The sequence below is a fragment of the Acinetobacter sp. Gutcm_16 genome, assembly GCF_028649355.1.
Lineage (GTDB): Bacteria > Pseudomonadota > Gammaproteobacteria > Pseudomonadales > Moraxellaceae > Acinetobacter > Acinetobacter johnsonii.
Map to the genome: position 1 here is coordinate 149,233 of NZ_JAQSUV010000016.1, position 15,422 is coordinate 164,654.

A 15,422-nucleotide genomic window follows, 5' to 3' on the forward strand; every position below is an offset into this window, starting at 1 on the left:
AGGTTATTACTGACAAGCCTCACAGTCTGGATTGTCAATTGAACACGCCATTGGCACTGGAGCTGCTTGACCGAAGCCTTCATCTTCAGCAACCACTTCTGGTTTAACTTCCTGAGCAACTGCTGCAACAGGCGCTGCCGTTACCGTTGCAGGTTTTACTGCATTCAATGCACCCGTGTTAATGGTTGATTTCTCAGCAGAAGTTGCACCTAAAGCTCGGAGGTAATACGTCGTTTTCAGACCACGTAACCAAGCCATTTTATAGGTCAAGTCCAGTTTCTTACCGTTTGCACCAGAGATGTAAAGGTTTAAAGACTGCGCTTGATCGATCCATTTTTGACGACGTGATGCAGCATCCACAATCCAGCGTGGCTCAACTTCAAATGCCGTCGCGAAGATTGCTTTAAGCTCTTCAGGAATACGAGAAATCTTTTGAACTGAACCTTCGAAGTGTTTCAGATCATTCACCATCACAGAGTCCCACAGACCACGGTCTTTCAACGCACGTACTAGGTACGGGTTGATCACTGTGAATTCACCTGATAGGTTCGATTTTACATATAAGTTTTGGAATGTTGGCTCAATCGATTGAGACACACCACAAATGTTCGAAATGGTTGCAGTCGGTGCAATGGCCATAACGTTTGAGTTACGCATACCGTCTTTTTGAACTTTGGCACGTAAAGTGTCCCAGTCCAAACGTTGAGTGCGGTCAACTTCAAACATACGTTCAGGACGTGTTTTAGCAACAAGGTCTAGCGAGTCAATTGGCAGGATACCTTGATCCCACAGTGAACCTTTGAATGTCTCATAAGTACCACGTTCAACAGCCAAATCACTTGATGTTGAAATTGCGTAGTAGCTGATCACTTCCATCGATTCATCAGCAAAGTCTACTGCTGCATCAGAACCATAAGCGAGTTGCATTTCATACAGCGCATCTTGGAAGCCCATGATACCCATACCCACTGGGCGGTGTTTCAAGTTCGAGTTTTTCGCTTGAGGTACAGCGTAGTAGTTAATGTCGATCACGTTATCGAGCATACGAACCGCTGTTTTTACTGTACGTGCAAGCTTTTCACGGTCTAACACACCACCTTGAACGTGTTGTACAAGGTTGATCGAACCTAAGTTACATACCGCAATTTCATCTTTGCTTGTATTTAATGTGATTTCTGTACACAAGTTAGAAGAGTGAACTACACCAACGTGTTGTTGTGGTGAACGTAAGTTACATACGTCTTTGAATGTGATCCACGGGTGACCTGTTTCAAACAACATCGACAGCATTTTGCGCCACAAATCTTTTGCACGGATTTTCTTGTGCAACATGTTTGTTTCTTTCGCAATCGCTTCATAGTGTGCATAACGCTCAGCGAATTCTGCACCCATTAAGTCGTGTAGATCTGGTGTTTCAGACGGCGTGAACAGTGTCCATTCAGCATCTTCAAAAACACGTTGCATAAATAAGTCAGGAACCCAATTCGCGGTGTTCATGTCATGCGTACGGCGACGGTCATCACCAGTGTTTTTACGTAGCTCTAGGAACTCTTCGATGTCTAAGTGCCAAGTTTCAAGGTATGCACACACAGCACCTTTACGCTTACCACCTTGGTTAACCGCAACAGCAGTATCGTTCGCCACTTTAAGGAATGGAACTACACCTTGTGACTTACCGTTTGTACCTTTGATATATGAGTTCAAGGCACGAACTGGCGTCCAGTCATTACCTAAACCGCCTGCCCATTTAGACAGCATTGCGTTATCACGCATCGCGCCATAAATGTCATACAGGTCATCATCAATCGTCGTTAAATAGCAGCTCGACAACTGTGGACGTAGCGTACCTGAGTTAAACAGGGTAGGCGTAGATGCCATGTAATCGAAGCTCGACAAGAGGTTGTAGAACTCGATTGCACGTTCTTCACGGTTTGCTTCGTTGAGTGAAAGACCCATCGAAACACGCATAAAGAATAATTGTGGCAATTCGAAACGCACGCCATCTGAGTGGATGAAGTAACGGTCAAATAATGTTTGTAAACCTAAGTACGTAAATTGGTTTGAGCGTTCTGGTTGAATCGCTGCGGCCAATTTCGCAAGGTCAAAGTTAAGAAGCTCTGGTGAAAGTAGGTCTAGCTCAATACCTTTCTTCAGGAAAGTTTCTAAAGCATCGCCTTCAGCTGTGTCTTCAGACAAGCCAAGGAAAGTTAAACCTGTTGCGACCAATTCATCACGAAGTAGGCGAGCCGTCACGTAGGTATAGTTTGGTTCTTGTTCGATACGGGTACGTGTTGCCATCATCATCGTGGTTGCGATGTCAGACGCTTTTACACCGTTGTAAAGGTTTTTAATGGTTTCATCGATGATCGCTTGAACATTGATGCCTTCTAAACCTTCAGCCGCTTTGGTTACAGTCGCTTCAAGCTTACGCATGTCAAGCGGTTGAAGCTGACCATTGGCGTCAGTGATTTGTAAGGTTGGGTGATGGTTTTCACCTGCTTGTTTACGAGCATCAGCACGTTGATCGCGGTAGATGACATACGCACGAGCAACTTTCTGTTCACCTGTACGCATTAGCGCAAGTTCAACTTGGTCTTGGATTTCTTCGATGTGAATTGTACCGCCAGAAGGTAGGCGGCGACTGAACGTATTTAATACCATCTCGGTAAGTTGAGAAATACGATCGTGGATGCGGCTTGAGTCAGCACTTTGTTGGCCTTCAACAGCCAAAAATGCCTTACCAATGGCAACAGAGATTTTTTCTGCGTCAAAGCTGGCAACATCTCCAGTGCGTTTAATCACCTGAATTTGACCAGGGGTTGAATTCGATACGCTCATGCTAGCATAGCTCCATTTTGTCATCTATTTTTATGTCTATGGACCGTTTGAACTGGGCAATTTTTATGCCACAGTGTTTGAGGTTTAAACACAAGACCTAGTGGTTTAAAAATTAATTGAACACAAGATACGGGAAAATTCAGGGTAGATCAATATTGACATTTTATTAAATATTTTGATCGATCTGGTCTCGAAAAGATCTCAAAAAGATCCCTTTTTTATGATTCTTGTATTAAGCCTTATTAGACAAGGCGATAGCATAACAAAGCTCGGTTTAAGTGCTTATAGATAACATTGTGGATAAGTTCAAAACAGACGAATGAGTGAGTTATAAACTGTTCAAACGGTGATTTGGTATGAAAAATCGCCATTTTGTAAAGAAACGTTTCTTTTGCTTTGGTTGGATATACAGCAAGCGCGAGAAAGCGCCCATTTGGAGGCTAAAAAAATGTATAACAAAATGCTACTTTGATGTATCAGTTTGGTGAACAAGATCTTGTTTACAATGTAAACGTGTGTATATTGCAAAATATATCAGAGCGTATCCCTTGGATTTTAAAGGATACGTTAAGTCGTCAAAATAAAGGGGCACTCCATGAGCCAAGAAGAAAAGTTACCAAAAATTTTAATCGTAGAAGACGATGAGCGCCTAGCTCGCTTAACTCAAGAGTACCTGATCCGTAATGGTCTTGAGGTTGGGGTAGAACCCGATGGTAACCGTGCCATTCGCCGTATTATTGCAGAACAACCCGATATGGTGGTGTTGGATGTGATGCTTCCAGGTGCAGATGGTTTAACCATTTGCCGTGAAGTTCGTCCACATTATCATCAACCGATTTTGATGTTGACTGCACGTACCGAAGATATGGATCAAGTGCTTGGTCTAGAAATGGGTGCAGATGACTATGTGGCAAAACCAGTTCAGCCACGTGTTTTACTTGCACGTATTCGTGCTTTATTACGTCGTACTGACAAAGCGCCGGAAGATGAAGTTGCACAGCGTATCGAATTTGATGATCTGGTGATTGATAACGGTGGTCGTTCAGTGACTTTAAATGGTGAGTTAGTTGACTTTACCAGCGCTGAATATGACTTATTGTGGTTGTTGGCTTCAAATGCAGGTCGCATTCTTTCTCGCGAAGACATTTTCGAACGCTTACGTGGTATCGAATATGACGGTCAAGACCGTTCAATTGATGTACGTATTTCACGTATCCGTCCAAAAATTGGTGATGACCCTGAAAATCCAAAACGTATTAAAACGGTACGTAGTAAAGGCTACTTATTTGTAAAAGAAACCAATGGTCTTTAAGCCGTTTATTTGATTCGTTAAAACGGGACATTTTTAGTGTTCAAACACAGTATATTCTTGCGTATCTATGCTGGGCTGGTAGTGCTGGTCGCTATTGTTGCCCTCATGGGATATTTGCTTGTACAAATTATTAACTATCAGCGAGTGCAAGAATATCGCGAGTCTTTGACGGACGGGATTTCCTTTATTATTAGTGAAGGTGTATCCCGTCAGACCAATGCACAGCAAAAAGCAGACTGGATTTCAGATGCTTCAGATTTGCTTGAACTGCCGATTAATATGATCCCTGCTGATAAGGTGGATTTGAGTCGTGCAGAGTTAAAGCGGATCAGTGAGCGCAAAGCGGCTGTGCGTTATGATGCGCAAACGCAAGTGGCGTACCTGATCATTGGTCTAAAAGATGATCCGAATCATTTACTGTATATTAAAGTAGATAAAATTGGTGAGCTGCAAATGAAAGCACTCCCGATTTTTATCCTAGATTATCTGGTGTATTACCCAGGCCAAGAAGAAGAGTACTTGGAAAAAGTACAGAAACATTTCTCTTATCCTGTACAAATTGAAGAAGTACAAAATCTGGCTTTAGAGTCGGAGCAGATTGGTCGTTTGCGTTTAGATCATAGCGTGATCTTATATCGTGATAGTGCTTCTGTGCGTGGCACCACCATTTCTATTGTGTCTCCACCTTTACCAAGTTCACCGAGCAAGGTTTTGGTATTGGGGCCTGTGCCTATTTTCAACTGGATGCCGTTTCAGCTCGCAGCAGGGATTACCTTGTTGAGCTTATTTGTGCTGAGTTTGGGGGTGTATGGTTTGCTTGTACCGATGCAGCGTAAACTGCGTGAGGTCAATTACGGTTTAAACCGTATGAAAGCAGGTGATATGACCCTACGTTTGCCTGTCGATGGCACGGATGAAATGGCCAGTCTAGCCAATAGCTATAACAGCATGTCAGACCATATTCAGCGACTCATCGAGGCGCAGCGTGAGCTGATGCGTGCGGTATCACATGAGCTTCGTACGCCTGTTGCTCGGATTCGTTTTGGTATGGAAATGCTGGCTGAAGAAGATGATTATGAATACCGTCTTCAGCAAGTCGATATGATTGATAAAGACATTGAGGCTTTAAATACCTTAATTGATGAAATCATGACCTATGCCAAATTGGAGCAGGGCACACCATCACTCGATATTGAAAACATTGTATTGTTTGAAGTCTTAGATCAGGTGGTGGTTGAGACGGAAGCCTTAAAAACCCAGAAAGAAATTCATTTAAATGCTCCTCCTTTAACCTTAAAAGTTGAAGCTGAACGTCGTTATTTACACCGCGTGGTGCAGAACTTGGTTGGTAATGCGGTTCGTTATGGCGACCATCAGGTGCTGGTCAGTGGTGGTATTAATGACAGCGGTATGGCTTATGTTTGTGTTGAAGATGATGGGCCAGGTATTCCAGAAGACGAGCGAGAGCGCGTTTTTGAAGCCTTTGCACGTTTGGATGATAGCCGGACGCGAGCATCGGGTGGCTATGGTTTAGGTTTGTCGATCGTGAGCCGAATTGCCTATTGGTTTGGTGGTAGCGTTAAAGTGGATCAGAGTCCAAGTCTCGGTGGTGCACGTTTTACCATGACATGGCCGGCACATCGCTTTAGTAAGTCTAAAAAGAAGTATAGTGTTAAAGATAATACAGACTCAAAAAGCTAAGCATTAAAAAAGCACCGAATTTCGGTGCTTTTTTATTTTCTATGCTGACTTATTCTTGGATGCTGGCATCGGGAGAAATAATCTGCTTACCTTGTTTTAGGCTTTCAAGTGCATCTGCATTAAAGTCAATCAATAATGAGTTGTTTTGGGTGTCTATGCCATAACGGCTAATGAGCTTTTGATCACCATTAATCGTTTCAATTTTATATTCATCCACAATATTCATAATGCCATCAAGGTTGGTGGTGGCTGACGCTTTGTCTTGGCGAAAAAGTTCATAAATGTCGCGTAAATCAAAGATGGCATTATTGGCATCGGGGTGTTTACGAACATAAGTTTCAACATGGCGAATAAGCAACTGGGCAAATAAAAAATAGTTAGGTTTATGGGTGAATTCCAGACTCATGTGGTGCTCCTTATTCTTTGTTGTTGGTTGTCTATATCAATAGCACAAGAAAAAGCCAAGTGCATTAATTGATTGGAGTGATTTGCAAAAAAATACAAAAAATATGAGTGACTTAATCTACTTTTGTACTTTTAAAATAAGCAAAATGCTGCGGTTGCTGAGCTGAGTTTTTAAACCGCTGATTGTGTGATTGTTATTGGAATGAGGCTGAAAAATGCTTTATAGGCTTTGTTTGAATGTCAAAATTTGGAAAAATAATAGAATAGTAGTGTTTTATTAGATAAAGCGATTGGTTTCGAAATAAAAGGGCTTTCATCGAAAAAATCTCAAAAAACGAAGAAAAATCATCCTAAAGACGAAGGTCTATAAGCTAGCAACTTACGTCAGCAATCGGGTACAATTGGCGGGATTAATTTTGTGTTTGGTGTATTTGAAGGCCAATACATGCATTCTTTGTTAATAAATTAGGCCTGCCAGGAGTTATCCCCGCATGAGTGCCATTACTCCATACGAATGGGCAATTATTGCCTTCGTGATCGGCGTTACATTTCTTTGCGTCTTTATGCTCACTGTCCCATTACTCCTTGGGGGTAAGTCATGGGGTCGTGCAAAGCAAGAGCAATTTGAATCAGGTGTGGTTGGTGCTGGTGGCGCACGTATCCGCCTGTCAGCAAAGTTCTATTTGGTTGCAATCTTCTTCGTCGTATTCGACTTAGAGGCGCTTTACCTTTACGCATGGGCTACATCGGTTCGTGAAGTGGGTTGGGTGGGTTTCACCACTGCAGCAGTATTTATTTTGGTTTTACTCGTTGGTTTGGTTTATGAGTTGTCTACTGGTGCGCTTAACTGGTCACCTTCCGATAAACGTAAAGCAGCAGGGATTAAACCTAAAGTTGGTTCTCCAAATATGAATCTTGCAGAAATCACTCGCTTTAATTCAATTGAAGAGTTGGTTATGGACCCTACAGGTCAAATCCCAGCTCAATCATCTGGTCGTGTGAAAGATAAGTCACCGGCTAAATCGTCTGATAAGGAGTAACTCGGGATGAAATATACATTAACCCGTGCGAATCCGGATGCTGATCAATATCCACTTCAAGAGCGTCAAATCGTAACGGATCCGCTTGAAGAAGAAGTGAATAAAAATGTGTTCATGACTCGTTTAGAGGACGTGGCACATACAGCAGTGAACTGGGGTCGTAAGAACTCAGTTTGGCCGTTTAACTTTGGTACATCTTGCTGCTACGTAGAGTATGCAACGACTTTAACAGGCGTGCATGACTTGTCGCGTTTCGGTGCCGAAGTAATCCGTGCTTCACCTCGTCAGGCTGACTTGATGATTGTTGCAGGTACATGTTTCGTCAAAATGGCTCCAGTTATTCAACGTTTATATGAACAAATGTTGGAACCGAAGTGGGTTATTTCAATGGGTGCATGTGCAAACTCTGGCGGTATGTACGATATTTATTCAGTTGTACAAGGTGTGGATAAAATCATCCCAGTCGATGTTTATATTCCAGGTTGCCCACCCCGTCCAGAAGCATTAATCCAAGCATTAATGTTGTTACAAGACCAAATTCAATTAGAGCGCCGTCCACTTTCTGCCGTGATTGGTGATGATCTTAAGCCAGTGTATAAGCCAAAGATGATGCCAGAACGTGACCGTAAGAATGCTGAACGTATTGCAGTGAAAAACTTACGCTCTATGGATGAAATTAAATAATTTAAACGACAGTTGTTTTGATGCACCCGGTCTGGGTGTAGTTGTCGTTTAGGTTGAATGAATTTGTATTAAATAGGAAGCCAAGCCAATGGCTGAAACTGAAAACGCTATGCCAGAGTCAGCGCAAGTTGATTCACGCCCAGCATTTGCAATTGTAGAAGAGCTCAAAACCAAATTTGGCGAGAACTTCTATGTGCAAACGACTTTTGAAGACTTTCCAACGGTCTGGGTTGAGCGCGCGCGCGTACAAGAAGTTTTAATGTTCTTGCGTACAGTGTCACGTCCATACGTGATGTTGTTTGACTTGTCTGCGGTAGATGAACGTTTACGTACACACCGCGACGGTTTGCCTGCGTCTGACTTTACTGTGTTCTATCACTTATTATCGCTTGAGCGTAATAGTGATATTCGTATCAAAGTTGCATTGAGTGAAAATGATGTAAATCTTCCAACTGCAACCAACATTTGGCCAAATGCCAACTGGTACGAACGTGAAGCTTACGATATGTTCGGGATCAATTTCGAAGGGCATCCAATGCTCCGTCGTATTTTGTTGCCAACCTATTGGGAAGGTCACCCACTTCGTAAAGAATACTCTGCACGTGCCACTGAATATACACCGTATATGCAGAACCAAGCGAAGCAGGATTACGAACAGGAACACCTTCGTTTCGTACCTGAAGATTGGGGTATGAAGCGTGGTAATGATGACGAAGACTTCATGTTCTTGAACTTAGGTCCGAACCACCCATCTGCGCACGGTGCTTTCCGTGTAATCTTGCAGTTGGATGGTGAAGAAGTGAAAGACTGTGTGCCTGATATCGGCTATCACCACCGTGGTGTGGAAAAGATGGCTGAACGTCAAACTTGGCATTCATTCATTCCTTATACCGACCGTGTCGACTACTTAGGTGGTTGTGCGCAAAACATGCCTTATGTGATGGGTGTGGAGCAAATGGCGGGTATTACTGTACCTGACCGCGCGCAATGTATCCGTGTCATGATGTCTGAATTGTTCCGTATCAATAACCACTTATTGTATATCGGTACTGCGATTCAAGATGCTGGCGGTATGACGCCAGTCTTCTACATGTTTGCGGATCGTCAAAAAATCTATGACGCGATTGAAGCGATCACGGGTTATCGTATGCACCCAGCATGGTTCCGTATTGGTGGTACAGCGCATGACTTGCCAAACAACTGGCAGCATCTGATTCGTGAAATCCTAGATTGGATGCCGAAGCGTATGAACGAATACTACACAGCAGCGCTTAAAAACTCTGTATTTGTAGGTCGTACGCGTAACGTAGCTCAATATGACGCGAAATCTGCGTTAGCTTGGGGTGTAACTGGTACAGGTCTACGTGCAACAGGTATTGACTTCGACGTTCGTAAATATCGTCCATACAGTGGCTATGAAAACTACGACTTCGATGTGCCACTTGAGTACGAAGGCGATGCGTATGCGCGTGTTCTTGTTCACTTCCGTGAAATTGAAGAATCACTCAAAATCGTGAAGCAATGTTTAGACAACATGCCTTCTGGTGCATACAAAGCAGATCACCCATTGGCTGTTCCACCACCAAAAGACAAGACTTTACAAGACATTGAAACCTTGATTACGCACTTCTTAAGCGTATCTTGGGGTCCTGTAATGCCTGCAGGTGAAGCATCTGTAATGGCGGAAGTGGTCAAAGGTGCGTCGAATTACTACTTGACTTCAGACAAGTCAACGATGAGTTATCGTACCCGTATTCGTACACCGACTTTCACGCATTTACAGCAAATGCCTTCTGTGATTAACGGCAGTCTGGTATCTGACTTGATCATTTATTTAGCGACAATTGACGTCGTTATGGCTGACGTGGATCGCTAAGGGGTAAACGCATTATGATGATTTTGACTGATAAAAAGCCACGCGTGAATGTTGAAGGGATTTTGACTGCGGACGAAATCCACGAAATTGAACATCACATTGGTCACTACCCGTACCCACGCGCAGCATCTTTGGATGCTTTGAAGTGTGTACAACGCCGTAATGGCTGGGTAGATGACGCGCAGCTAAACGCCATTGCTCAGTTATTGACAATCAGTGTTGCTGATTTGGAAGGTGTTGCAACTTTCTATAACCGTATTTACCGTCAACCCGTGGGGCGTAACGTCATTTTACTTTGTGACTCGATTGCGTGTTTCTTGATGGGTGCGGAAACTCTAGCAGAAGCTTTTCAGCGCGAGTTAGGCATTCAGTTTGGTCAAACGACTGCTGATGGTCGTTTTACTTTGCTGCCGATTTGCTGCTTAGGTAACTGTGACAAAGGCCCAACCTTAATGGTGAATGAAGACACTCACGGTTTGGTTGAAGTTTCTTCAGTGAAACAGTTATTGGAGAAGTATGTATGAATACCGAACCAAAACCAATTTATGGCGAAGGTAACCCAGAAACGCATCCATTAACTTGGCGTTTGAGTAAACAAGAGCACGTTCGTAATGCAGATGATTACGAAGCGCTTGAAGGTTACGCGGGTCTGAAAAAAGCAATCACCATGCCGCCGAAAGATGTGCTTGAAGTGATTAAAGCTGCGACCGTAAAAGGCCGTGGTGGTGCGGGCTTCCCAGCAGGGATCAAATGGTCTTTGATGGCGCCAAATGACAACTCAGGGCCACGTTACCTGATTTGTAATGCCGATGAGATGGAACCAGGGACCTTTAAAGACCGTTTGTTGATGGAAAAACTTCCTCACCAATTGATCGAAGGGATGTTGATTGCAGCGTATACGCTAGAAGCAACTCATGGTTATATCTTCATTCGTGGTGAGTACATTGAAGCAGCTGCTTACTTAAATGAAGCGCTTGAGCAAGTTCGTGCCAAAGGCTACTTGGGTGAAAACATCCTTGGAACTGGCTGGAGCTTCGAGTTGCATGTGCACACGGGTGCGGGTCGTTATATCTGTGGTGAAGAAACTGCATTAATCAACTCGCTTGAAGGTCGCCGTGCAAACCCACGTACGAAACCGCCATTCCCACAAGTTGCAGGTGCTTGGGGTCGTCCTACCATTGTCAACAACGTAGAGACCTACAACAACTTACCAGCAATCATGTTGCGTGGCCCTGAATGGTATATCGGCTTATCTGCGGGTAAGTCAAAAGATCCAGGCACAAAAATTTATGGTGCATCTGGCAAGGTGAAATTCCCTGGTCTTTGGGAGCTTCCATTTGGTACAACTGCACGCGAAGTCATTGAAGACTATGCGGGCGGTATGCGTGATGGCTTGAAGCTTAAAGCATGGTTGCCGGGTGGTGCGTCTACAGACTTCTTGGCTGCTGAACACATTGATCTACCGATGGATGCTGAGAGCATCATGAAAGCAGGTTCACGTTTAGGTACGTGTTTGCTGATGGTGGTGGATGAAACGCAATGTATGGTTTCAGCGACACGTAACTTAGAAGAATTCTTTGCACGTGAGTCATGTGGTTTCTGTACGCCTTGTCGTGATGGTTTACCGTGGGCGGTGAAAGCACTGAAAGCATTGGAAGATGGCACAGGTAAGAAAGAAGATATCGATCACTTACAAGAACTTACTCGTAAGCTTTGGATTGGTAAGACTTTCTGTGCGCATGCTCCAGGTGCAATGGAACCGTTGATGGGTGCACTCAAATATTTCCGTGGCGAGTTTGAAGCAAAAGTAGTGAATGCTGCTGCGCAAACTAGCAACGTAGAACAAGCTTAAGGAATTCGACTATGGCTACAATTCATGTCGATGGCAAATCGTACGAAGTCAATGGCTCAGAGAACTTGCTGCAAGCATGTTTGTCTTTGGGTATTGATATCCCGTACTTTTGTTGGCATCCATCCTTAGGTTCTGTCGGTTCTTGCCGTCAATGTGCCGTGACTCAATACGCGAATCCTGAAGATACGCGTGGCCGTTTAGTCATGTCATGTATGACGCCTGCATCTGACAATACCTACATCTCGATTGAAGACAAAGAAGCGAAAGACTTCCGTGCGTCAATTGTTGAGTTCTTGATGACGAACCACCCACACGACTGCCCAGTCTGTGAAGAGGGTGGTCACTGTCATTTACAAGATATGACCGTGATGACTCAACACGACCGTCGTCGTTACCGTTTCACTAAACGTACACACTACAACCAAGAGCTGGGCTCATTCATTTCACACGAAATGAACCGTTGTATCGCATGTTACCGTTGTGTTCGTTACTACAACGACTATGCGGGTGGTACTGACTTTGGTGTGTATGCAAGCGCGTCACGTGTTTACTTTGGTCGTCCTGAGTCAGGCACTTTAGAGTCTGAATTCTCGGGTAACTTAACTGAAGTATGTCCTACAGGTGTATTCACTGACAAAACTCACTCAGAACGTTATAACCGTAAGTGGGACATGCAGTATGCGCCAAGCGTATGTCAAGGCTGTTCTTCGGGTTGTAACATTTCTCCGGGTGAGCGTTATGGCGAACTTCGTCGTGTCGAAAACCGTTTTAACGGCGAAGTAAACCAATACTTCTTGTGTGATAAAGGTCGTTTTGGTACAGGTTATGTGAACCGTGCAGATCGTCCACGTCAACCGCAGTTCCGTGATGGTGCTGAAGCAACTACAGTTTCTGTAGATCAGGCATTAGATACGGTAATTGCAAATATCCAAGGCAAAAAAGTTTTGGGTATTGGTTCTCCACGTGCATCACTTGAGTCGAACTTCGCGCTTCGCGAATTAGTTGGTCAAGAGAACTATTCAACAGGTATGTCTCAAAAAGAGCAAAACTTGGTTGAATTGGCTGCATCGATTATGCAAACCGAAGGTGTATATAACCCAGGTATGCGTGAAATCGAAAGCTATGATGCTGTGCTTATTTTGGGTGAAGACTTAACACAAACTGCGCCACGTATGGCTTTGTCTGTTCGTCAAGCGGCGAAAAACAAAGCCAAAGAAATGGCTGCGGAACGTCGTACTCAAGACTGGTTAGCAGAGCCGCTACAACGTATTGCTCAAGATGCGAAATCACCGATTTTCATCCTCGCTGCAACACAAACACGCTTAGCTGATGTTGCTGCAGGTGAGGTGGTTGCTTCTCCAAACGACATCGCTCGTTTAGGTTTTGCCGTTGCTTCGGCTGTAAAAGGTGATGCAATTCTTGGTCTAGCGGATGATGCGAAAGCATTTGCTCAGAACATTGCAGATACATTGAAAGCGGCGAAGAAACCACTGATCATTTCAGGTACAAGTTTACAAGACGCATCAATCATGGAAGCTGCTGCACAAGTTGCGCAAAACCTTGGTGGAAATGCTGGCTTAAGCTTGACGGTTCCTGAAGTGAACTCTATGGGCTTAGCAATCTTCGGTGGCCAAAGCTTAGAACAAGCGTTTGCGCAAGACTATGACACGGTTGTGATCGTTGAAAATGATCTATTCCGTCGTTTGCCAGCGGTACAAGTTGAAGCAGCACTTTCTGGTAAAGACGTGATTGTTTTAGATCACTCTGAAACTGAAACTGTGAAGAAAGCGGATATCGTACTTTCTGCTGCGTCATTTGCTGAAGGTGATGGTACGGTTGTCTCTCAAGAAGGCCGTGCACAACGGTTCTACCAAGTGTATGACCCGAGCTACTACAAACCTGAATTGGCGATCAAAGAATCTTGGCGCTGGTTACATGCCATTGAAACCGGCGTGAAGGGCAAAGCGATTTCTTGGACCTTGCTTGATGACGTGATTGAGTCAGTTGCGAAAAACGTACCTGCACTTGCTGCGATTCAAGATGTGGCTCCAGATGCGGGCTTCCGTGTCCATGGTTTGAAAGTTGCACGCGAACCGCGTCGTTACTCTGGTCGTACCTCTATGCGTGCACCATTGAACGTGCATGAACCGAAACAACCGACAGATATCGACTCTGCATTAACATTCTCTATGGAAGGTTATGTTGGGAACCAGACTCCGTCTCCACTTGTACCATTTGCATGGTCAGCAGGTTGGAACTCACCGCAAGCTTGGAATAAATTCCAAGATAACGTGGGTGGTCACTTAAAAGGTGGTGATTCGGGTGTGCGTTTATTCGATCGTTTAGCGAAGCGTCCAGCACGTACTTTCGTTGCTCCAGCGGTTGTCGTTGCAAACCCTGAAAGCTTCCGTTTAGTGCCAATGCATCACATTTTTGCTTCTGGTGAATTTACTGTGAAAACACCTGCTATGGAATCGCGTATTCCGGAAGCGGTCTTTGCAGTAGGTGAGCAAGATGCAACTCGTTTGAATGTTCAAGATGGTCAAAAAATCACTGTGAAAGCAGGTGAGACTTCGATCGTACTTCCAGTTCAAGTGATTGATTATTTACCTACAGGTTATATTGGTTATCCAGTCGGTCTTGCACCTACGGTTTCACTTGCTGAGCCTGTATCAGTCGCGGTAGGAGCGTAATTCATGCAACAAGAATTAATCCGTCAAACGCCGCTTTGGGCTGAGAACTGGCCAATTGCCTACTCAGTCATTCAAGCGATTGTGATTTTACTCGTTGTAGTACTCATCGCTGCGTTGATGTCTTTTATTGAGCGTCGTTTACTGGGCTTATGGCAAGACCGTTATGGTCCGAACCGTGTAGGTCCTGGGGGGATGTTCCAGATCGTTGCCGACATGTTGAAAATCATGTTCAAAGAAGACTGGACACCAAAGTTTGCTGACAAATTGACTTTCCGTTTAGCTCCTGCTGTTGCCATGGCAACAGCGGTGATGTCGTTCATGGTTATTCCTGTATCACCATACTTAGGTGTTGCAGACATGAGCATCGGTCTATTGTTCTTTATGGCAATGGCAGGTATTGCAGTCTATGCCGTATTGTTTGGTGGTTGGTCATCAAACAACAAATATGCATTGCTTGGTGGTCTACGTTCTGCAGCTCAAACCATTTCGTATGAAGTGTTCTTGGGTATTTCATTGATGGGTGTGGTTGCAATTGCAGGCTCATTCAACATGCGTGAAATTGTAGAAGCACAAAAAGATGTATGGTTTGTCATCCCACAGTTCTTAGGTTTCTTAATCTTCGTGGTTGCAGGTGTTGCGGTAACTCACCGTCACCCATTTGACCAACCAGAAGCAGAGCAAGAATTGGCGGAAGGTTACCACGTCGAGTACGGCGGTATGAAATGGGGGATGTTCTTCGTTGCGGAATACGTCAACGTAGTTCTGATCTCTGCATTGATCGTAACGCTATTCTTCGGTGGTTGGTTAGCGCCATTTAACATCGATATTCCGTTCATTCCACCAGTATTCTGGTTCATTATCAAAACAGCATTCTTTGTGATGATGTTTGTCTTGGCTCGTGGTTCACTTATGCGTCCGCGTTATGACCAAGTGATGAACTTTGGTTGGAAGATTTGCTTACCATTAGCGTTAGTTAACTTATTAGTTACTGGCGCAGTGATTCTGTGGTAAGGGCAGGGAG

General features: G+C 44.2%; 11 protein-coding genes. 9 read left to right on the forward strand and 2 right to left on the reverse strand.

Annotated features, from left to right (window positions below):
* Nucleotides 1–6: 6 nt before the first annotated feature.
* Complete coding sequence (locus PTT44_RS02780; RefSeq protein WP_004695373.1) at nt 7–2,838, reverse strand: ribonucleoside-diphosphate reductase subunit alpha; 2,832 nt, start codon at nt 2,836–2,838, stop codon at nt 7–9.
* Between the two features lie 595 nt (nt 2,839–3,433).
* On the opposite strand from PTT44_RS02780, the gene bfmR reads away from it, so the two are divergent.
* Nucleotides 3,434–4,150 (forward strand): response regulator transcription factor BfmR, encoded by a 717-nt coding sequence (bfmR, locus tag PTT44_RS02785; RefSeq protein WP_004695375.1) that lies wholly within the window; start codon nt 3,434–3,436, stop codon nt 4,148–4,150.
* Nucleotides 4,151–4,186: 36 nt separating this feature from the next.
* Nucleotides 4,187–5,851, forward strand: a complete 1,665-nt coding sequence (bfmS, locus tag PTT44_RS02790) for a sensor histidine kinase BfmS (RefSeq protein ID WP_159128480.1) — start codon at nt 4,187–4,189, stop codon at nt 5,849–5,851.
* 49 nt (nt 5,852–5,900) lie between these two features.
* Here bfmS and PTT44_RS02795 read toward each other — a convergent pair whose 3' ends face one another.
* On the reverse strand, nt 5,901–6,257 hold the full coding sequence (locus tag PTT44_RS02795; RefSeq protein ID WP_004695379.1) for a hypothetical protein: 357 nt from the start codon (nt 6,255–6,257) through the stop codon (nt 5,901–5,903).
* Nucleotides 6,258–6,747: 490 nt separating this feature from the next.
* Here PTT44_RS02795 and PTT44_RS02800 point away from each other — a divergent pair, with 490 nt between their 5' ends.
* The 7 genes from PTT44_RS02800 to nuoH all read left to right on the forward strand — a co-directional run bounded on the left by PTT44_RS02800 (nt 6,748) and on the right by nuoH (nt 15,412).
* A complete protein-coding gene (locus tag PTT44_RS02800; protein ID WP_004695380.1) occupies nt 6,748–7,296 on the forward strand; it encodes an NADH-quinone oxidoreductase subunit A in 549 nt (182 codons plus the stop codon).
* A gap of 6 nt (nt 7,297–7,302) precedes the next feature.
* Complete coding sequence (locus PTT44_RS02805; RefSeq protein WP_004695382.1) at nt 7,303–7,980, forward strand: NuoB/complex I 20 kDa subunit family protein; 678 nt, start codon at nt 7,303–7,305, stop codon at nt 7,978–7,980.
* An 88-nt stretch (nt 7,981–8,068) separates the two neighbouring features.
* Nucleotides 8,069–9,856, forward strand: coding sequence for an NADH-quinone oxidoreductase subunit C/D (nuoC, locus tag PTT44_RS02810; protein WP_010327357.1), 1,788 nt, complete (start codon nt 8,069–8,071; stop codon nt 9,854–9,856).
* A 14-nt stretch (nt 9,857–9,870) separates the two neighbouring features.
* Nucleotides 9,871–10,380 carry an NADH-quinone oxidoreductase subunit NuoE gene (gene nuoE / locus PTT44_RS02815; RefSeq protein WP_004982912.1) on the forward strand — a complete coding sequence of 170 codons (510 nt, stop codon included), beginning with the start codon at nt 9,871–9,873 and terminating at the stop codon, nt 10,378–10,380.
* Nucleotides 10,377–11,708, forward strand: coding sequence for an NADH-quinone oxidoreductase subunit NuoF (gene nuoF, locus PTT44_RS02820; protein ID WP_178928348.1), 1,332 nt, complete (start codon nt 10,377–10,379; stop codon nt 11,706–11,708). Before nuoE ends, nuoF begins: the two co-directional genes overlap by 4 nt.
* Before the next feature lie 11 nt (nt 11,709–11,719).
* A complete protein-coding gene (nuoG, locus tag PTT44_RS02825) occupies nt 11,720–14,401 on the forward strand; it encodes an NADH-quinone oxidoreductase subunit NuoG (protein WP_078426488.1) in 2,682 nt (893 codons plus the stop codon).
* Between the two features lie 3 nt (nt 14,402–14,404).
* Entirely contained in the window at nt 14,405–15,412 is a 1,008-nt protein-coding gene (nuoH, locus tag PTT44_RS02830) for an NADH-quinone oxidoreductase subunit NuoH (RefSeq protein ID WP_004695391.1), read from the forward strand.
* Nucleotides 15,413–15,422: the final 10 nt, after the last annotated feature.